A 19,396-nucleotide genomic window follows, 5' to 3' on the forward strand; every position below is an offset into this window, starting at 1 on the left:
TCGCGCTATCGGGCCGCCGCCGCAGTTTCGGCCCGCAGCAGGAATTCCTTGTGCAGCTCGTCCACCACCTCATCCAGTGCTGCCAGGCTGCCACTGTTGTCAATTACGATATCGGCCAGCGCCCGCCGTTCCTCGCGCGGAATCTGGGCCGCGATGATGCGGCGCACCTGGGCCTCGTCATTGTCATCGCGCGCCATCGTGCGCTGCAGTTGTACCGCCTCGGGTACATCCACCACCACGACCAGGCTGACCAGCGTTTTCTGGCTGGATTCCAGCAACAGCGGTGAACTGAGCAAGGTATAGGGCGAGGCCGAGCGCTGCAGCTGGGCGCGGATTTCGTCCGCAATCAGCGGGTGGGTCAGCTGTTCCAGCCAGTGGCGCTCGCGCTCATCGGCGAACACGATGCGGCGCAGCGCGGCCCGGTCAAGGTTGCCGTCCGCCAGCAGGATATCGGCGCCGTAGCGGTCGCGGATTGCCGCCAGCGCCGGCCGCCCCTGCTCCACCACCACCCGGGCTGCGAGATCCGCGTCCACCACGGTGATGCCCCTGGCGGCGAAGCGGTGGGTGACCGCGCTCTTGCCGCTGCCTATGCCGCCGGTGATGCCGATGACCAGGCTCACAGGCCCGCTCCGGTGGCGCCAAGCCAGGCGGCCAGTAACTGCTCGCCCCAGATCAGGCTGACCCAGCCGGCCAGCGCCAGATAGGGACCGAAGGGAATCGGAATCTCCCGGCCCCGGCGTTTGATGACCATCAGCGCGATGCCGACCACTGCCCCGACCAGTGAGGACAACAGGATAACCAGCGGCAGCGCCTGCCAGCCCAGCCAGGCGCCCAGCGCCGCCAGCAGTTTGAAATCGCCGTAGCCCATGCCCTCCTTGCCGGTGACCACCTTGAACAGCCAGTATACCGTCCACAGGACCAGGTAGCCGGCGACCGCGCCCAGTACCGCGTCCGCCAGCGGCACGAAGTGGCCGCCCAGGTTGAACAGCAGGCCCAGCCACAGTAGCGGCAAGGTGATGTTGTCCGGCAGCAGCTGGGTGTCAATGTCGATCACGCTCAGTGCCAGCAGGGCCCAGCTGAACAGGATCGCGCCCAGCAGTTGCACACTGGCGCCGTAGTACAGGCCCAGCCCCAGCGTCAGCAGCCCGGTCAGCAGCTCGATCACCGGATAGCGCGGCGAAATCCGGGCCCCGCAACTGGCGCACTTGCCGCCCAGCACGAGATAGCTCAGTACCGGGATATTCTGCCAGGGACGCACCGGCGCCTGGCAGTGGGGGCAGTGGGAATTGGGCGTGGCCAGATTGAGGGGGGCCGGGCCGGCCTGGGTCTGCTCCAGCAGCTGGCTGCAGTCGCGCCGCCATTGCGCCTGCATCATCAACGGCAGCCGGTAGATCACTACATTGAGGAAGCTGCCGACCACCAGGCCCAGCAACAACAGGCAGCTGGCCAGCCACCAACCGTGTTGGGCAAATGTCTCCACTAACATGACAGTGCCGTCACACCACTGAGCCAAGCATGAAGATGGGCAGGTACATCGCAATCATCAGGCCGCCCACCAGTACGCCCAGAATGGACATGATCACCGGTTCCATCAGTGAACTGAGGCTGTCCACCGCGTTGTCCACCGCCTCTTCGTAGTGGTTGGCCACCTTGTCCAGCATTTCATCCAGGGCGCCGGATTCCTCCCCGATCGAGACCATCTGCAGCAGCATGTTGGGGAACATGCTGGTGGACTTGATCGACTGGTACAGAGTGGAGCCGGTGGTGACATCATCGCGGATCTGCAGGATGGCCGTGCGGTAGACCGAGTTCCCGGCGGCGCCCGCGGTGGAGTTGAGCGCGTCCACCAGCGGCACCCCGGCGGCAAAGGTGGTGGCCAGGGTGCGGGAAAAACGGGCGATGATCGCATCGTGGACAATGCCGCCGACCACCGGCAGCCGCAGTGCCAGGCGGTCCAGGAATACGGCGAAGGCCTCGGAGCGGATCTTGGCCTCCTTGAAGGCATAGCCCGTCGCAACCAGGCCCAGAGCCATGATGAACCACCAGCTCTGCACGAACTCGGAGATGCCCAGCACCAGCAATGTGAACGCGGGCAGGTCGGAGCCGAAGCTGCGGAAGGTTTCGGCAAACTGCGGCACCACCTTGACCAGCAGGATGCCGGTGACCACCAGCGCCACGATCACCACGGCCGTGGGGTAGGTCATCGCCTTCTTGATCTTGGCCTTGAGCTGTTCGGTTTTCTCCTTGTAGGTGGCCACCCGGCTCAGCATGACCTCCAGCGTACCGGAGCCCTCACCGGACGCCACCAGACTGCAGAACAGCTCGTCGAAGTAGCGCGGGTACTTGGCCAGCGACGGCGCCAGGCCGCTGCCCGAAGCGACGTCATTCTTGATGCTGATCACCAGGTCGCGCATCTTGGGCTTGTCCAGCCCTTCGGCCACGATATCGAAGCTCTGCACCAGCGGCACCCCGGCCTTCATCATCGTTGCCAGCTGGCGCGTAAAGATGGCGACATCCGCGGGCTTGATCGGCTTGCCGCCGCCGAACAGGGGCTTGGCCTTCTTGCGCACCGCCTTGGGCACGATGCCCTGGGTGCGCAACTGGGCCCTGGCCATGGCCGAACTCTGGGCACTGATCTCGCCCTTGGAGACACGCCCGTTGCGGTCGGTCCCGCTCCAGGTGAAGGTATTTTGCTTGCTTGCACTGGTTGCCATACTCGTTTTCCGTATCGCGCTGCCGCGTCAGGTGGAGCCCTGGGCCCCGTCCGTCAATCGGTGGTTACCCGGTTGACCTCTTCCAGGCTGGTCACGCCGCTGGCCACCTTGATCAGCGCCGATGTGCGCAGGTCATTGAAGCCCTCGGCCCGTGCCTGTTTGTGAATCTCCATGGCGTTGCCCTGTGCCAGGATCAGCTGGGCGATACTGGGAGTGATTCGCACCACCTCGTAGATGCCCACCCGGCCCTTGTAGCCATCGGTACAGTTGGCGCAGCCCACGGCCCGCTTGATCGTCGCCTGCGCCAGCAGTTCCTCGGTGAAGCCTTCCTTCAGCAGCACGCTGTGGGGAATGTCGTCGGCCGGTTCACTGCAGTCCTTGCACAGGCGCCGGGCCAGCCGTTGGGCGATGATCAGGTTCACCGACGTGGCCAGGTTGAAGGAGGGTACGCCAATGTTCAGCAAGCGGGTAACGGTTTCCGCTGCGCTGTTGGTGTGCAGTGTCGACAGCACCAGGTGGCCGGTCTGGGCCGCCTTGATCGCGATCTCGGCGGTTTCCAGGTCGCGGATCTCCCCCACCATGATCACGTCCGGGTCCTGGCGCAGAAAGGAGCGCAACGCCTCCGCGAAGTTCAGCCCCACCTTGGGATTGACGTGAACCTGGTTGACCCCTTCCATATTGATCTCCACCGGATCTTCCGCGGTGGAGATATTGCGCTCGGGCTGGTTCAGCAGATTGATGCCGGTGTACAGCGACACGGTCTTGCCCGAACCGGTGGGCCCGGTGACCAGGATCATGCCCTGGGGCTTGCTCAGGGCGTCGAGATACATTTCCTTCTGCTCTTCCTCATAGCCCAGCGCGTCGATGCCCATCTGGGCGCTGGACGGGTCGAGGATACGCAGCACCACCTTCTCCCCGAACAGGGTCGGCAGCGTGTTGACCCGGAAATCGATCGCGCGGTTGCGCGACAGCTTCATCTGGATGCGCCCGTCCTGGGGCATGCGCCGCTCGGAGATGTCCATCTGCGACATGATCTTCAGGCGCGCCGCCATCCGCGCAGAGAGGTTCTTGGGCGGCTTCACCACCTCCCGCAGGATGCCGTCGGTGCGAAACCGCACCCGGTAGTTTTTCTCGTAGGGCTCGAAGTGGATGTCCGAGGCGCCCTGCTTGATCGCATCGATCAGCACCTTGTTGATGAAGCGGACAATCGGCGTCTCGTCGACGGCATCCGAGTTTTCCTCGGCGTCGCGCTCCTCGCCGCTGCCAATATCGATGTTCTCGAAATCCTCGTTGCCCAGGTCGCCCAGCCCCTCGGCGAGGCTCTCGTGGGTTTCCACCCACTCGGTGATGACCTTGCTCAGCGCCCGTTCCTCCACCAGTATCGCATCGGTGTTGATGCCGGTGTGGAACTTGATCTCGTCCAGCGCGGCGAGGTTGGTGGGGTCGGATACAGCAATGAACAAGCGGTTGCCGCGGCGGAACAGCGGCAGGGCGTGATGCTTGCTGACCAGGTTGACGTCCACCAGCCCGATCGGCAGGGAGGCGCGGCTGAAGGCGTTGATATCGAACAACGGCACGCCGAACTCCAGCGAAGCCACCTCGGCGATGCGCTGGCTGTCCAGGTTGAGCTTGTCCACCAGGTACTTGACCAGCGGCACCCGCTCATAGGCGGCCTCACGCTGAGCCTCCTTGGCGTGCTCAGCGTTGAGCAATCCTTCGACCACCAGGCGACCTGCAAGGCCACTCAGCTGCCCAATCGCCCTTTCATTCATCCTGCATTTACCCCTTCGCGGGCCGTGATTGTCAAAGCTGCCTGCCAGCGCGCTGCCAGTATAGCGGGACTGCAGTCCCGCTCCTACCCCTGTCCATCCGCTAATATAATGATTTTATGCAGGTTTTATCGGCCAATTGCCGCCCTCCCGATGAGCTAGAGTGTATGGCGACCGTGGGACGTGCGCAGATGTGCCGCGGCAGTGACGCCGATATCAGCCAGGAACAGCTGCATTAGGTCCGCAAGCTGACAAAAATTGTCCATATGCGCCGCTCAGTGGCAACCCCGAGGCCGTGCTGGTCCGCTTGTCACTTTTCTGCGGAATCACAATCTCCCCTTCAAGCTATTGATTCGTCAGTAACTTTGGCATTTTTGCGCTTTGCCTTGGCGCTCTGGCACAGATTGTGCTATTTATCCCCTGCAAGTCGCTATCGCAATAGCGGTGCAACAAGATAATCCCCCTGGGGAAAGGAGCAGCAAACATGAAGATGCAACAGGCACAAAAGGGTTTCACCCTGATCGAACTGATGATTGTGATCGCGATCGTCGGCATTCTGGCTGCGATCGCGCTGCCGGCTTATCAGGATTATACGGTGCGGGCGAAGATGTCTGAGCCGATGGCGGCGCTGGCGGAGGCGAAGACGACAATCTCCGAATATTATTCGTCGATGGGCCGACTGCCGACTGCGACTGCATCAGGGATCAATGATTATCCCAACAAGGAAATCGTGAAATCCATACTCTATACGAGTACGGCTAACGTGGGGCCTCTGCTGACCGCCGTGGTCCAGCCGGGTGTTATTCCCGGCGGCACGGAAGACCAGTTCGTTCTGTCGGGCACGACCCGAGATGACGGCTCTATAGTCTGGAAATGCAAGCCCGCGGCTACTGATGGTATTCCAGTCAAATTCCTGCCAGCCAATTGCCGCGGCTAATCGAGGTTGCTTCATAAAGCCCGGCATCGCCGGGCTTTTTTTGTTGCAGCTAGTAAACCCGTATACACTGACAAATCCCAGCAACCTGGTAAGCCTGCACCTTTGTCTCGACTGCTAACGCTGTCCGAATCCCGATACCTGAGGTCCATGGCGGGCTTTTGCCTGCTGCTGGCTGCGTTCCTGATCTACGCCAACAATGCGGGCAATTACCTGTTGTTTGACGACACGCCGGCGCTGACCGGTAATGAGCGGGTGCAACTCGACGGCAGCCGCTTTGATGATTGGCGGGTGGCGGCGTTCAGTTCCGATGCGGGTCCGCTGGGACGGCCGTTAACGATGGCCAGCTTTGCGCTGCAGCATGTTGTGGAGGGCGGGTTTTCGCCGGTCTCTCTCAAAGTCACCAACGCGGTAATTCACTGCCTGATAGCGGCGCTGCTCTACGGCCTGTTCAGTTCCATTCTCGGGCAGCTATCTGCCCAGGGTCGGTCGCGGCTGGATCCGCGCTGGACCGCGCTGGCGGCAATGGCGCTGTGGTTGTTGCATCCGCTGCAGGTGTCCACGGTACTGTACACAGTGCAGCGTATGGCCCAGCTGTCCACACTGTTCGTGGTATTGGGGCTGTGGCTGTTCGTTCGCTATCGTGCGCGCTGGACAGTCCGTGGCGCCAGCACCGCGGAAGTGATTGCCGCTGTACTCTGGCTGCTGCTGGTCGGTGCTGCGGCGATCCTCTGCAAGGAAAACGGCGCGTTGCTGTTCTGGCTGCTGCCGGCGGTCGAAGTGGCTATCTTCCGGGGTCGCTGGGCCGGGCGCGAGGTGCCCGGCCTGGCGTTGCTGGGATGGCTGCTGTTACTGCTTCCGTTGCTGCTGATCGCGCTACTGTTCATCTGGTATCCGGAGCTGTTCCACTCGGGTTACCGGATTCGCGACTTCACGATGGAAGAACGCCTGTTGACCCAGCTTCGACTGCTGTGGCGCTACCTGGGCTGGCTCCTGTGGCCCAATATCCTCGATATGGGTTTTCAGCATGATTATATTCCGCTGTCGCGCGGCTTGCTGCAGCCCGTAGCGACATTGATGGCATTGTTGTCGTGGAGCCTGCTGTTGGCATTGGCGCTGTGGCAACGCCAGCGCTGGCCGTTGTTGCTGTTCGCGGTACTGTTCTATCTCATTGCCCATAGCATGGAGTCCAGTTTCCTGGCGCTGGAAATGGTTTACGAACACCGCAATTATCTGCCCAGTGTCGCAGTGTGCCTGTTGTTGGCCGCGGCGCTGGGTGCAGTGGTTGGGCGTCTGCCAGTGGGGCGTAGTGTGTTCGTGGCTGTGGCCGGCCTGTTTGTCCTGGCGACGCTGCTGGCGCTGAGGGCCCACACCTGGTCGGATGACCTGCGGCTGTCACGCGTCAATGTTGCCCGTCATCCCGAATCGGTGCGTTCGAATTACTTCTATGCCAACGCGCTGTTGCGCGAATATCGGCTGCGCGAGGAGCGAGGGCATGACGTACAGTCGGCACAGGAGATGCTCGCTGTAGGGCGGCACTATATGGAGCTGATGCACCAGCAAGACCGCCGCGACCTCGGCGCGCTGGTGATGCTTTACTATCTCGACAGCAGTTTCTTTCCAGAGTTGCTGCAGCGCACTGACTGGCTGGGGGATATTCGCCGGGCGCTGGAAGGGCGAGTGTTGAAGCCTTCGGACCGCAATGCGCTGGCCCTGCTGGCTGAGTGCATGGGCAATGATCAGTGCGCGACGCCGGCGCCTGTGGCGCGGGAGTTCCTCCGGCAGCTGCGGCTGCAATACCCCGAGCTGCCGGATCCGGTAGCTCTGCAATACAACTGGCTCGTCGAGTCCGGTGCCGGCGCCGCTGAACTAATTCCGCTGCTTGAGGAGGGCATTGAGCGCTGGCCGGGCCAGCAGACTTTCTACCCCCAGCTGATCCACCAATACGACCGGGTCGGCGACGCGGCCGGTATCTATCGTACGCTGGAACAGTGGCTGCGTGTAGATCCGAAACGCTACCAACTGTCGTTGCAACGGCGGCTGTTCGCCAGGGGCAGCGAATGAGACAGGCGCTCGGCTTTGGTGCGTGGGCTCCGCTACTGGTACTGGTCTTGCTGCTGGTCGCTGTTAGCTGGTTGTACGCACCGGGCATCCATGGACCCGCGCTGCTGGATGATCGCTCCAGCATCGCGGTACTGGGTGATCTGGGGGTTACGCCGCGCGTGGCGCTGGACCAGATCCTGGGGGATGGCTCCGGGCCGTTGGGCAGACCGGTGACGATGGCAACGTTTGTCGCGGAACGGTTCTGGCCGGATGCGGACGTGGCGACGAGCAAGACAGTGAATATCATACTGCACGGGATCAATGGTGTACTCGTGGTGTGGTTGTTTACGCTATTGTTGCGCAGCGAGCGCTATCCGCATGCCTTTTGGCTGGGTGTGCTCGGCGGAGGCCTGTGGCTGGCGTCGCCGTTGTTCGTCAGCACCGTCCTCTATGTCGTGCAGCGCATGGCGATGCTGGCGACCACGTTCATGCTGCTGGCGTTGATCGCTTACATCTATTGGCGGCAACGCTTCGTCAGGGGACGAAGTCACGCATGGTTGGCTGCGTTGGTGCCGGCATGTGTCTTGCTCGCGGTCTACTCCAAGGAATCCGGTGTTGTCGTGTTGCCGGTGCTGGTACTGCTGGAATTATTGTGGTTCGGCTGCCGCAATCCCGATGGTGGTCGTAATCCGTGGCTGTGGCGCGGCTGCTGGATACTGTCGGCCGGCGGTGCGGCGTTGGTAGTGGCTGTTTTCCTGCTGGTGCCGGAGCGGCTGCTGGCACACTACAGTCTACGAGAATTCACGCTGGACGAGCGGTTGTTGACCGAGGCGCGTATTCTGTGGGATTACCTCGGCCAGTTGCTATGGCCGGAGGTGGGCCGGATGGGGTTGTATCACGACGATATTGTAGTCTCCCGGTCCCTTACCGACCCTGCTTCCACTGGGCTCGCGGTAGTCGGCTGGGCACTCGTCGGGCTATTACTCATAATCGGGTGTCGTTGGTCATTGGGACGGCAGGTCTCATTTTGTGTGTTGTTTTTTCTTGCCGGGCACAGCACCGAGTCCACGGTATTGCCGCTGGAACTGTATTTCGAGCACCGCAATTACTTTCCCGCCATCGGGCTGTTCCTGGTGCCGGCGCTGCTGGCGGCGACAGTCGCCCGGCGGTGGCCAGTACTGGCATCGCCGTTGCTGGCCTGGCTGGGCGTCGCTATTCTACTGCTGACGTTGCAAACCAGCTCCCAGGTGCAGCTGTGGTCCGACTCGCGCTTGCTGCGCTTCCACCAGGTGATTGCCCATCCGCATTCGTTCCGAGCCAACGCTGATATGGCGGTGCTGTATGCACAAGCCGGCGCGCTTTCCCCGGCGCTGGAGTATTCCAGGCGCGCGCATGAGGCCGGCACCGAACAGCGGGGAGACCGCTATATCCGCAATCTTGCACTGGCCTGCATCGCCGGCAAGGCATTGCCGGTGGACGCGCAGCCGGGGCCTCGGTCGCTGGAGAGTGCCCGTCCGCTGAGTTCGGTGGCCACCATGCATGTCTTCGTGGACATGCTTCAGGATGGCCGGTGTCCGCAGCTGGACTGGATTGACATAGCGAACAGGCTGGCGTCTGTTTACCTGCGGCCCGGCGCCGGTGCTACCGCTGCGGCCGATATGTATTCCGTGCTGGCAGTGCTGGAAAACGCACTGGAACGCTACGAAAATGCCTATCGGTATACTGTCCGCTTCCTCGCGTCGGAACCTAACAACACCCGCGGCCTGCTGATGCAGCTGCATTTCACCACCGCTTTGGGTAAAGTGGAGGAAGCTCGAATCCTGAAACAACAATTGTTGGCGCTGCAAGCCAGCGGCGAACTCAGCGTCGCTGACCAGCAGACGCTGGCCCTGTATCTGGAGCAAGACTAGTTGCGTTTTTCCATTGTCATCCCCGCCAAAAACGAACAGGAAGGCCTCTCCGCAACATTGCCGCGGCTGCGCGAGCTGTATCCGGATGCCGAGGTGATCGTGGTCAATGACGGCTCCTCGGACGATACTGCCGCGGTGTGCCGGGAAGCGGGGGTGACCCTGCTGACCCACCCCTACTCCAAAGGCAACGGCGCAGCCATCAAGGCCGGCGCCCGGGCGGCGTCGGGTGATTATATCGTGTTCATGGATGGCGACGGCCAGCACGCCCCGGAAGCCATTGCGGCGCTGCTGGAAAAGCTGGCTGAGGGCTATGACCTGGTGGTCGGCGCCCGCAGTGGGCTGGCCTCCCAGGCTAGCATGGTGCGCTGGAGCGCCAATGCCTTCTACAACAGGCTGGCGAGCTGGATGGTGAACCACCGCATAGAGGATCTCACCTCGGGCCTGCGGGCGGTGCACCGGGGCAGGTTCCTGAGCTTTTTGTACCTGCTGCCCAATGGCTTCAGTTACCCGACCACCTCCACGATGGCGTTTTTCCGGGCCGGCTATTCGGTGGGCTTCGTACCGGTGGAGGTTGCGCCGCGACTGGGCAAGAGCCATATCAACGTGGTGCGCGACGGGGTGCGCTTCTTTCTGATCATCTTCAAGATCGGTACGCTGTATTCGCCGCTGAAAGTGTATTTCCCATTGTCGGTGCTGATGGGAGGCTTCGGTCTGCTGAACTATGTGGTCACCTTCCTGCAGAGCGGATCGCTGCGCTTTACCAATATGAGTACCGTGCTGGTACTGGCCGCGGTCATCGTGTTCCTGATCGGGCTGTTGTCGGAGCAGCTCACCAACCTGCAGTACAAGGATGTGAATCACGACGAGTGAGCCGCTGCAGCGGGGCCATGCGGGTGGACCGGCTCAGGGGATACTCAGCGCCAGGGTCTCCTTGACTTGCTCCATCACCACATAGCTGGTGGACTCCTGCACCCCCGGCAGAGTCAGCAGGGTTTCGCCGAGAAAGGCCCGATAAGCATTCATGTCCGCTACCCGCGCCTTGATCAGGTAGTCGAAATTGCCGGAGACCAGATAGCATTCCTGTACTTCCGGCAGTTCGAAGGCGCTTTGCTTGAACTCCTCGAAGATGTCCTGGGAGGTGCGGCTGAGGCGGATCTGTACGAATACCACCAGTCCCGCGTCGAGGAAATCCGGGTTCAGGATGGCCTGATAGCCGCGGATGACACCTTCGCGTTCCAGCCGTTTGATGCGTTCCTTGCAGGGGGTGGTGCTGAGGCCGACCTGGCGCGCCAGCTCCGCGTAACTGCAGCGCGCATCCTGCTGCAACAGGCGCAGCAGGCGGCGATCGGTGCGGTTGAGGGTATGCAGTTTGCGCTCCATCGGATTCCACCATGATTCCGGTTATATCTAATCGATCCAACTGTCGACTAACGATCTATGGCAGTTAATTCGACTCTTGTGTGGTGAAATAGTAGCGTATTCGCCCATGTTCGGGAGAAAAATAGTGAAAAAAAGTCGAGTGCCTCGCTTTAGCATGGCGCCTATAGTGAAATCGCTTACCACAAGGAGCACAGCCATGTTGATCGGTGTACCCAGGGAAATCAAAAACCACGAATATCGCATCGGCCTGACCCCGGCCGGGGTCCGCGAGCTGGTCGAGGACGGCCACCAGTTGCTGGTGCAGCAGGACGGCGGCGCCGCCATCGGTTTTGACGACGCCCAGTATCGCGAGGCCGGGGCCGAGATCGTGGCCGGCGCGGAGGAGATTTTTGCCCGCGCCGGGATGATCATCAAGGTCAAGGAGCCGCAGCCGGACGAGTGCCGGATGCTGCGCCCCGGCCAGCTGCTGTTTACCTACCTGCATTTGGCCCCGGATCCGCAGCAGACCGAACTGTTGCTGGCATCAGGAGCCACCTGCATTGCCTATGAAACCGTGACCTCCGCCGGTCACGGCCTGCCGCTGCTGGCGCCGATGAGCGAGGTAGCCGGTCGCATGTCGATCCAGGCCGGTGCTCACAACCTGGAGAAGGCCCAGGGTGGCAACGGCGTCCTGCTGGGCGGCGTGCCGGGCGTGGAGCCCGCCAGGGTGCTGGTGATCGGTGGTGGCGTGGTCGGCATCAATGCCGCCCGCATGGCCATGGGCATGGGCGCGGATGTGACCCTGCTGGACCGGGATCTGGGCCGCCTGAAGGACCTGGACATGATGTTTGGCGGGCGTCTGAAAACCGTCTATTCCACCAAGGAAGCCGTGGAGCGGTTTGCGCTGGAGGCGGACCTGGTGATCGGCGCGGTACTGATTCCCGGCGCGGCGGCGCCCAAGCTGATCAGTCGTGAGCTGGTGGGGCGGATGAAAACCGGCGCGGTGATGGTGGATGTGGCGATTGACCAGGGCGGCTGCTTCGAGACCAGCCGCGCCACCACCCACCAGGATCCCACCTACGTTGTCGACGGTGTGGTGCACTACTGCGTGGCCAACATGCCCGGCGGCGTCGCACGCACCGCCACCGTGGCCCTGGCCAATGCCACGCTGCCCTACGCGGTGAAGCTCACCCGTGCAGGCGTCACCGCTGCGCTGCGCGACGATGTGCATCTGCGCAACGGGCTCAATGTGCACGCCGGCATGGTCACCCACCCGGCGGTGGCAGAGGCGCTGGGCTACGACTACGTGGAGCCGATGGCGGCGCTGGAGCAAAAGCCGCTGCAGCAGTGCGCCTGAGGGAGTCTGGCCAGATGTGACGTTCGCTCCCGCGGCTGATGCTGGCACAGTTTGTCAAATCCCGGCGGGAGGTTATGATGAGTACATTGGCATTTGATTCGCTGCAGTACGCGCGCCGCCTGAAGGCAGTGGGCGTACCTGAACAGCAGGCGGAAGTGCAGGCAGAGCTGATGGCGGAAGCATTCGGATTCTACGCAGACAACATCGTGACCCGGGATTACCTCGATGCCACGTTGCGGGCGGCGTTTGCCGAGCAGGATGTCAGGCTGGAGCAGAGATTTGCCGAGTTCGAAACGAGACTGGAGCAGCGGTCTACAGAGCATGACCTGCGCTTCAATGCCATAGACCAGCAGTTCGTCCGGCAGGAGGCCAGGATGGACGGCCGCTTTGCCGAACAGGATCTCAAATTCACCCGGCAAGTCGCCGACATCAAGAGCCAGCTGCGTGTGCTGATCTTTATGGTCAGCGGTACCTGGCTGCTGGTCGGCCTGCCGCTGTTACAGGAGGCATTGGCGGGGTAATTCCCCCTGGCGATACCTCGCCTCAACTACCGTAACGCGCTTTTGCCTCCCTGCGCCGGGCGTGCAGTACCGGCTCGGTGTAGCCGTTGGGCTGTTCCCGGCCCAGCAGCACCAGGTCGCAGGCAGCCTGGAAGGCGATGCTCTGGTCGAAATCCGGCGCCATGTTGCGGTAGTCCGGGTCCCCCGCGTTCTGCTGGTCTACCACCGCAGCCATGCGCTCCAGCGTCTCCCGCACCTGGGCCTCGCTGCAGACACCATGGCGCAACCAGTTGGCGATATGCTGGCTGGAGATGCGCAGCGTCGCCCGGTCTTCCATCAGGCCCACGTTGTTGATATCGGGCACCTTGGAACAACCCACGCCCTGTTCGACCCAGCGCACCACGTAGCCCAGGATGCCCTGAGCGTTGTTGTCCAGCTCGCGCTGGATCTGCTGCTCGGACAGCTCCGCCGCGTTCTGCAGCGGAATCGTCAGAATGTCCTCCAGCGAGGCTCGCGGGCGCGCCATCAGCTCCTGTTGCCGGGCCGCGACATCGGTTTCGTGATAGTGCACCGCGTGCAGCGTGGCGGCGGTGGGCGAGGGTACCCAGGCAGTGCTGGCGCCAGCCAGCGGATGCCCGCTCTTGGTCGCCAGCATGTCGGCCATCAGGTCCGGCATCGCCCACATGCCCTTGCCGATCTGGGCCCTGCCGCGCAGTCCGCAGGCCAGGCCGATGTCCACGTTCCAGTCTTCGTAGGCGGTGATCCAGGGCTGCTGTTTCATCGCCCCCTTGGGCACCATCGCACCGGCCTCCATGCTGGTATGGATCTCGTCGCCGGTGCGGTCCAGGAAGCCGGTATTGATGAACACCACCCGCTCCCGGGCGCGCTCGACGCAGGCCTTGAGGTTGATGGTGGTGCGGCGCTCCTCATCCATGATGCCCAGTTTCAGGGTGTTGCGCGCCATGCCCAGCGCGTCCTCGATGCGATCGAACAATTCGCAGCTAAAGCTGACTTCGTCGGGGCCGTGCATCTTCGGTTTCACGATATACACGCTGCCGCAGCGTGAATTGCGCCGCTCGCCGCTGCCGTTGAGATCATGCAGGGCGATCATCGCGGTGAACATGCCGTCCATGATGCCTTCGGGAATCTCGTTGCCGTCCCGGTCGAGGATGGCATCGTTGCTCATCAGGTGGCCCACGTTGCGCACGAACATCAGGCTGCGGCCCGGCAGTACCAGCTTGCCGCCGTCACGGCCGGTGAACACCCGGTCCGGGTTCAGCGTGCGCTCCAGGGTGTTGTCTCCCTTGCGCACGGTCTCCTGCAGGTCGCCGCGCATCAGCCCCAGCCAGTTGCGGTAGACCAGCGTCTTGTCCGCGGCGTCGACCGCGGCCACCGAGTCCTCGCAGTCCTGGATGGTGGTCAGGGCGGCCTCCAGCACCAGGTCCTTGATCCCGGCGCTGTCGGTGGCGCCGATCGGGTGCAACGGGTCGATCTGGATCTCGACATGCAGGCCGTGATGACACAGCAGCACGCTGGTGGGGGCGTTGGGTTCGCCACTGTAGCCGCGGAACTGTTCGGGATCGCGCAGCGCGCTGATCTGGCCCTGCTGCAATACCACCTGCAGCGCGCCGTTGACCACGGTATAGGCGCTTGCCTGGCTGTGGTCACCGGTGGAGAGCGGGCAGTGGCGATTGAGAAAATCCCGGCCCCAGGCGATCACCCGCTCTCCCCGGACCGGGTTGTAGGCGCCGGCGCGCTCGGCCCCGCCGGTTTCGGTGATGGCGTCAGTGCCGTACAGCGCGTCATAGAGGCTGCCCCAGCGGGCATTGGCCGCGTTCAGTGCGTAGCGGGCATTGGTGACCGGCACCACCAGTTGGGGTCCGGCCAGCCGGGCCACCTCGGGGTCGACATCGCGGGTGGTGATGCTGAAGTCATCGACCTCCGGCAGCAGGTAGCCGATACGCTGCAGGAAATCGCGGTAGGCGGCGCGGTCGTAGTCCGTGCCGGGATTGGCCTGGTGCCAGCCATCGATCTGCTGCTGCAGCTCATCGCGCCGCTGCAACAGTTCGCGGTTGCGCGGCGCCAGCGCGCTGACAATGGCTTCCAGTCCCTGCCAGAACTGCTCCGGCGCGACGCCGGTACCCGGTACAATGTCCCGTTCCAGGAGGCGGTGGAGTTCGGCGGCTATCTGCAGGCCGCCCTGCTGGATCCGTTCGCTCATCGGGTCGTTATCCTTTGCTTGCATTACAGTCTATCGTAGCAAGGCAGTGTAAAGCGTTGATTCTGAATTTAGCTAATTTATCGTTTTTATCGCGGTCATTCAAAATTTGAATAAATAGTGTTCAGGGCAGCGGCGGCTGACCGTCCATGGCCCGGGCGGTGTCGGCAATCAGCTTGCGCAGCCAGCGGTTGGCCGGATTGTGCTGCAGCAGCGGACTCCACGCCATTTTCAGTTCCAGCGGCGGTATCGCAAGCGGCGGCTCCCGCAACACCACCCGCGGATTGTCGCGCTTGAGCAGGGCCGCACGGGTGGGCAGGGTCACGATCAGATCATTTTGCTCCGCCAGGGTCATGGCGGCCTGGTAGTGGCGGGTGAACACGCGGATCTGGCGCTTCTTGCCCAGCCGCGCCAGCGCGCTGTCCACCCAGCCCAGGCGCTGGACATCATCCGGGTCCACCCCCACACCGACCCCCATGCCGGTCTTGCTGACCCAGATATGTTTGGCCTGCAGATAGTTGTCCAGGCTGAAATCCTCCAGGACGGGGTTTTCCGGGCTCAGCAGGCAGGAAAAGCTGTCGTTCCACAGGTGAATCTGGTGAAAGGACTGCGGCATGGAGTCGAAGCGGTTGATCACCATGTCGACCTTGCCCCGCTCCACATCCAGGAAACTCACATCCGAGGGCGTCATGATATCCAGCGTCAGGCCCGGCGCCTGCACCCGCAGCTTGCCCAGCACCGCCGGCAGCAGGGTCGACTCGGCATAGTCGCTGGCCATGATCCGGAATACCCGCTGCGCCTCGGCCGGGTCGAAGGCCGAGCGCTGCTGTACTGCCCGCTCGATGTTGGTGAGCACCTCCCGCACCAGCGGCTCCAGCTCCAGCGCCCGCTCGGTGGGCGTCATGCCGTCGGAGGTGCGCACCAGCAGCGGATCGTCGAACAGCGTTCGCAGGCGCCGCAGGCCGTTGCTCATCGCCGGCTGGGACAGGTTGAGCTGCTGCGCCGCCTGGGTCACATTGCGCTCGCGCAGCAGCGCATCCAGGTACACCAGCAGATTGAGGTCGATGCGGTTGAGTTTCACCTGGGCTCCTATTCATTAAGTGAATGCCGGGAATGGCGATGATAGATTGGGGGAATTATACGCGGAGCGCTAGAATTGCCAAGATCAAGTGAACTGACAGATGAACGGCACTTGCTTTGTCTCACTCCAATGGGAGGTCAGCGTCCTGGGGGGGTGCTTTCGAGACCGTATGCGACATGGATGTCGCATCCGAGCCCCCATGGAGGGGTCTACGGCGTGTCTCGAAAGCACCCCCCAGGATGCTGATCGGGCTACGAAGTCCAAAATCCTCAAAGCAAGTGCCATTCAACCAATCGATGAAGTGAATTGACAGCCCACTCCCGCGGCATCGCCTCACTTGCCCTATAATAGGCAGCTTTACAACACAGGACACAGCTTTGCCATGAGTAGTTATCGCGCCCCACTGGAAGATATGAGTTTCCTGATCGAGGAGTTGCTGGAGGTCGGCGAGGCCCTCGGCTCATTGCCGGCCTACGCCGAACTCGGGCTGGGGCCCGACCTCACCACCGCGCTGCTGGACGAGGCTGCCAAGCTCGCTGGCGATGTGCTGGCGCCGCTGCGGCGAGTGGGTGACGAACAGCCGGCCAGCTGCCAGGAGGGCGCGGTGACCCTGTCGCCGGGTTACGGCGAGGCGCTGCAGCAGCTGGCGGCTGGCGGCTGGATGGGGATCGCGTCGGATCCGGAGTACGGGGGCCAGGGTCTGCCGGAGCTGTATGCCACCGCAGCCTGCGAAATGTGGAATAGCGCCAACCTGGCCTTCGGCCTGGCGCCGATGCTCAGCACCGGTGCGGCGCTGGCCATTGCCGCCCACGGCAGCGAGTCGATGAAGCAGCTGTACCTGCCCAGAATGCATGCCGGCGAATGGGCCGGTACCATGAATCTGACCGAGTCCGGCGCCGGCTCCGACCTGGGGGTGATGAAAACCCGCGCCGTTCCCGAGGGCGATCACTACCGCATCCACGGTCAGAAGATCTTCATTACCTGGGGCGATCACGACGCCACCCCCAATATCATCCACCTGGTGCTGGCAAAGTTGCCCGACGCGCCCGCGGGCAGCCGTGGCATCTCGCTGTTCCTGGTGCCCAAGTATCTGGTCAATGCCGATGGCAGCCTGGGTGAGCGCAACGACGTCTATCCGGTCTCCACTGAACACAAGCTCGGCATTCACGGCAGTCCTACCTGCGTGATGGCATTCGGGGATAATGAGGGTGCGGTCGGCTACCTGGTGGGCGAGGAGAACCGCGGCCTCGCCTGCATGTTCACGATGATGAACGAGGCCCGGCTGAAGGTGGGGGTGCAGGGGCTGGGTGCCGCCGAGGGCGCGTACCAGCAGGCCGTGGCCTATGCCCGCGAGCGGGTCCAGGGCGGAGTGCCTATCATCGAGCATCCCGATGTGCGGCGCATGCTGTTGACGATGAAGTCGCTGAACGAGGCCATGCGGGCTTTCGTCTACACCGAGGCTGTGACCCTGGATCTGGCCCACCGCGGCCCGGAATCCGAACGTGTCCAGCAGCAGGCCCGGATCGACCTGATGATACCGATCGTCAAGTGCTGGCTCACCGAGGTGGGGCAGGAGCTGGCCTCGCTGGGGGTCCAGGTACACGGCGGCATGGGATACGTCGAGGAGACCGGGGCCGCGCAATACCTGCGCGATGTTCGTATCACTTCGATCTATGAGGGCACCAACGGTATTCAGGCAGCGGATCTGGTAGGGCGCAAGCTGGCGCGCGACCAGGGCGGCGCGATGCAGGTGGCACTGGAGGAGGTCGGCATCACGGTCGCGGTCCTGGTGCAGCACTCCGAGCCGGTGCTGCAGGCCATCGGCCGCGATCTGGGCGCCGCGCTGAAAGGCGTGCAGGCTTCCACTGACAGCCTGTTGCAGGCATTGCGGGAGGCACCGCCGCAGGCTCTCGGGGTGAGTTTTGACTATCTGATGCAATGCGGCTACCTGCTGGGCGGCTGGCACCTGGCGCGCTCGGCGCTGGTGGCGCAGGCGCGCCTGGAGGCGGGCGCAGAAAACGACTTCTACCACCGCAAAATAGCCACCTGCAGTTTCTATGCGGAGCAGATCCTGCCCCGCTGTGCCGGCCACGCCGGCGCGGTTGCGGCGCTGGCCGGCAGCCTGGCCAGCTATCCGGCCCAGTGGCTGTGAAGGGGACCGCTATGCACAGTATCTCGACGCCGGATCTGACCGATGCCGCGCCGGACGCGGCAGTGATCGAGCTGCAGTTTCGCAATCTGGGCGGGCTCAAGCAGTTCGCCGGGCGGGCTGTCACCATCAAGTGCCATGAAGACAACTCGCTGGTGAAGCAGTGTGTGGCCGAACCCGGCGATGGCAGGGTACTCGTGGTGGATGGCGGCGGGTCGCTGCGCCGTGCCCTGCTGGGCGACATGCTGGCGGAACAGGCTGCCGCCAATGCCTGGTCAGGGCTGATCATCAACGGCGCGGTCCGCGATGTCGATGCGCTCGGGTCAATCGCCCTAGGGGTGCAGGCGCTGGGCACGATTCCGCTGAAAACCGAAAAGCGGGGTGAAGGACAGCGCGACGTCGTCCTGCAGATAGGTGGCGCCCGTATCGGGCCGGGGGACTATATCTACGCCGACAACAATGGCGTGGTGGTGAGTCAGCGCGCCCTGCAATAAGCGCTGGCGGCTTAGTCCAGCAGCCGCAGCGACAGGTCCAGCGCCTTGCAGTCCTTGGTCAGTGCACCGATGGAGATGTAGTCCACCCCGGTTTCCGCGACCGCGCGCAAGTTGTCGACGGTGATATTGCCCGAAGCCTCCAGTTCCAGTCCGCGCGCCACCAGCGCCACTGCCTGGCGCATGTCGGCCAGCGAGAAGTTGTCCAGCATCACCCGGTCGCAGCCGGCGGCCAGCGCCTGTTCCAGTTCCGCAAGATTCTCCACTTCCACTTCCACCGGCTTGCCCGGGGCACTGGCGCGGGCCTGTTGTACCGCGGCCGCAATACCACCGCAGGCCTTGATATGGTTTTCCTTGATCAGGAAGGCGTCGTAGAGGCCGAGGCGGTGATTGTGGCAGCCGCCACAGCGGACCGCATATTTTTGCGCCCGGCGCAGCCCCGGGATGGTCTTGCGGGTATCCAGCAGTTGCACGCCGGTGCCGGCGACCAGTCCAGCGTAGTGACTGCAGCGCGTCGCGGTGCCGGACAGTAGCTGCAGGAAATTGAGTGCGGTCCGCTCGGCGGTCAGCAGGCTGCGGGCGCGGCCGCTGGCAGTGAACAGAATATCGTTCGCGCCGATGTGCTGGCCCTCCTCGGCTGACCACTCCAGGCTGACCTGCGGGTCCACCTGGTGGAACACGGCCTCCACCCAGGCGCGGCCGCAGAGCACGCCCTCTTCGCGGGTGATGACCCGGGCGCGGGCGAGATGCTGCGCCGGGATCAGCGCGGCGGTAATGTCGCCGTCGCCGAGATCCTCGGCCAGCGCTGCGCGCGCGTTTTCCTGGATATCGGTATCGGTCAGGGCGGGCACTGGCATCGGGTATCCATGTC

Annotated in this window: 16 protein-coding genes; 8 read left to right on the forward strand and 8 right to left on the reverse strand. The window is 63.1% G+C overall.

Going from position 1 to position 19,396, the window contains the following annotated elements; genetic code table 11:
• Positions 1-5: 5 nt before the first annotated feature.
• The 4 genes from coaE to pilB are packed head-to-tail and all read right to left on the reverse strand — an operon-like array spanning position 6 to position 4,486.
• A complete protein-coding gene (gene coaE / locus G3T16_RS15715; RefSeq protein WP_163496054.1) occupies positions 6-620 on the reverse strand; it encodes a dephospho-CoA kinase in 615 nt (204 codons plus the stop codon).
• Positions 617-1,486, reverse strand: coding sequence for a prepilin peptidase (locus G3T16_RS15720; protein WP_163496055.1), 870 nt, complete (start codon positions 1,484-1,486; stop codon positions 617-619). Before G3T16_RS15720 ends, coaE begins: the two co-directional genes overlap by 4 nt.
• Positions 1,487-1,496: 10 nt before the next feature.
• Entirely contained in the window at positions 1,497-2,714 is a 1,218-nt protein-coding gene (locus G3T16_RS15725; protein WP_163496056.1) for a type II secretion system F family protein, read from the reverse strand.
• Positions 2,715-2,767: 53 nt separating this feature from the next.
• On the reverse strand, positions 2,768-4,486 hold the full coding sequence (gene pilB, locus G3T16_RS15730; RefSeq protein WP_163496057.1) for a type IV-A pilus assembly ATPase PilB: 1,719 nt from the start codon (positions 4,484-4,486) through the stop codon (positions 2,768-2,770).
• A gap of 481 nt (positions 4,487-4,967) precedes the next feature.
• On the opposite strand from pilB, the gene G3T16_RS15735 reads away from it, so the two are divergent.
• From G3T16_RS15735 to G3T16_RS15750, 4 genes are all read left to right on the forward strand, one after another.
• Entirely contained in the window at positions 4,968-5,420 is a 453-nt protein-coding gene (locus G3T16_RS15735; RefSeq protein ID WP_408610710.1) for a pilin, read from the forward strand.
• Between the two features lie 147 nt (positions 5,421-5,567).
• Complete coding sequence (locus G3T16_RS15740; protein ID WP_163496058.1) at positions 5,568-7,481, forward strand: hypothetical protein; 1,914 nt, start codon at positions 5,568-5,570, stop codon at positions 7,479-7,481.
• Positions 7,478-9,370, forward strand: coding sequence for a hypothetical protein (locus tag G3T16_RS15745; protein WP_163496059.1), 1,893 nt, complete (start codon positions 7,478-7,480; stop codon positions 9,368-9,370). The genes G3T16_RS15740 and G3T16_RS15745 overlap by 4 nt, the downstream gene beginning before the upstream one ends.
• A complete protein-coding gene (locus G3T16_RS15750) occupies positions 9,371-10,240 on the forward strand; it encodes a glycosyltransferase family 2 protein (RefSeq protein WP_163496060.1) in 870 nt (289 codons plus the stop codon).
• A 33-nt stretch (positions 10,241-10,273) separates the two neighbouring features.
• On the opposite strand, the gene G3T16_RS15755 is transcribed toward G3T16_RS15750, so the two are convergent.
• The gene (locus tag G3T16_RS15755; RefSeq protein WP_163496061.1) at positions 10,274-10,750 is read right to left on the reverse strand and encodes an Lrp/AsnC ligand binding domain-containing protein; all 477 of its coding nucleotides are present in this window, start codon (positions 10,748-10,750) and stop codon (positions 10,274-10,276) included.
• A 196-nt stretch (positions 10,751-10,946) separates the two neighbouring features.
• On the opposite strand from G3T16_RS15755, the gene ald reads away from it, so the two are divergent.
• Together ald and G3T16_RS15765 are read left to right on the forward strand one after the other, a co-directional pair.
• Positions 10,947-12,086, forward strand: coding sequence for an alanine dehydrogenase (ald, locus tag G3T16_RS15760; RefSeq protein WP_163496062.1), 1,140 nt, complete (start codon positions 10,947-10,949; stop codon positions 12,084-12,086).
• Positions 12,087-12,163: 77 nt separating this feature from the next.
• Positions 12,164-12,607 carry a CCDC90 family protein gene (locus tag G3T16_RS15765; RefSeq protein WP_163496063.1) on the forward strand — a complete coding sequence of 148 codons (444 nt, stop codon included), beginning with the start codon at positions 12,164-12,166 and terminating at the stop codon, positions 12,605-12,607.
• A 22-nt stretch (positions 12,608-12,629) separates the two neighbouring features.
• Here the strand turns inward: G3T16_RS15765 and G3T16_RS15770 are convergent, their stop codons facing one another.
• Together G3T16_RS15770 and G3T16_RS15775 are read right to left on the reverse strand one after the other, a co-directional pair.
• A complete protein-coding gene (locus G3T16_RS15770; RefSeq protein ID WP_163497143.1) occupies positions 12,630-14,807 on the reverse strand; it encodes a malate synthase G in 2,178 nt (725 codons plus the stop codon).
• 121 nt (positions 14,808-14,928) lie between these two features.
• Positions 14,929-15,885 carry a LysR family transcriptional regulator gene (locus G3T16_RS15775; protein WP_163496064.1) on the reverse strand — a complete coding sequence of 319 codons (957 nt, stop codon included), beginning with the start codon at positions 15,883-15,885 and terminating at the stop codon, positions 14,929-14,931.
• A 382-nt stretch (positions 15,886-16,267) separates the two neighbouring features.
• On the opposite strand from G3T16_RS15775, the gene G3T16_RS15780 reads away from it, so the two are divergent.
• Positions 16,268-18,037 carry an acyl-CoA dehydrogenase family protein gene (locus G3T16_RS15780; protein ID WP_163496065.1) on the forward strand — a complete coding sequence of 590 codons (1,770 nt, stop codon included), beginning with the start codon at positions 16,268-16,270 and terminating at the stop codon, positions 18,035-18,037.
• Positions 18,038-18,048: 11 nt separating this feature from the next.
• On the forward strand, positions 18,049-18,528 hold the full coding sequence (gene rraA, locus G3T16_RS15785) for a ribonuclease E activity regulator RraA (protein WP_163496066.1): 480 nt from the start codon (positions 18,049-18,051) through the stop codon (positions 18,526-18,528).
• 11 nt (positions 18,529-18,539) lie between these two features.
• Here the strand turns inward: rraA and nadC are convergent, their stop codons facing one another.
• On the reverse strand, positions 18,540-19,382 hold the full coding sequence (gene nadC, locus G3T16_RS15790; RefSeq protein ID WP_163496067.1) for a carboxylating nicotinate-nucleotide diphosphorylase: 843 nt from the start codon (positions 19,380-19,382) through the stop codon (positions 18,540-18,542).
• Positions 19,383-19,396 lie beyond the last annotated feature (14 nt).

Origin of the sequence: Kineobactrum salinum, assembly GCF_010669285.1 — a bacterium.
Lineage (GTDB): Bacteria > Pseudomonadota > Gammaproteobacteria > Pseudomonadales > Halieaceae > Kineobactrum > Kineobactrum salinum.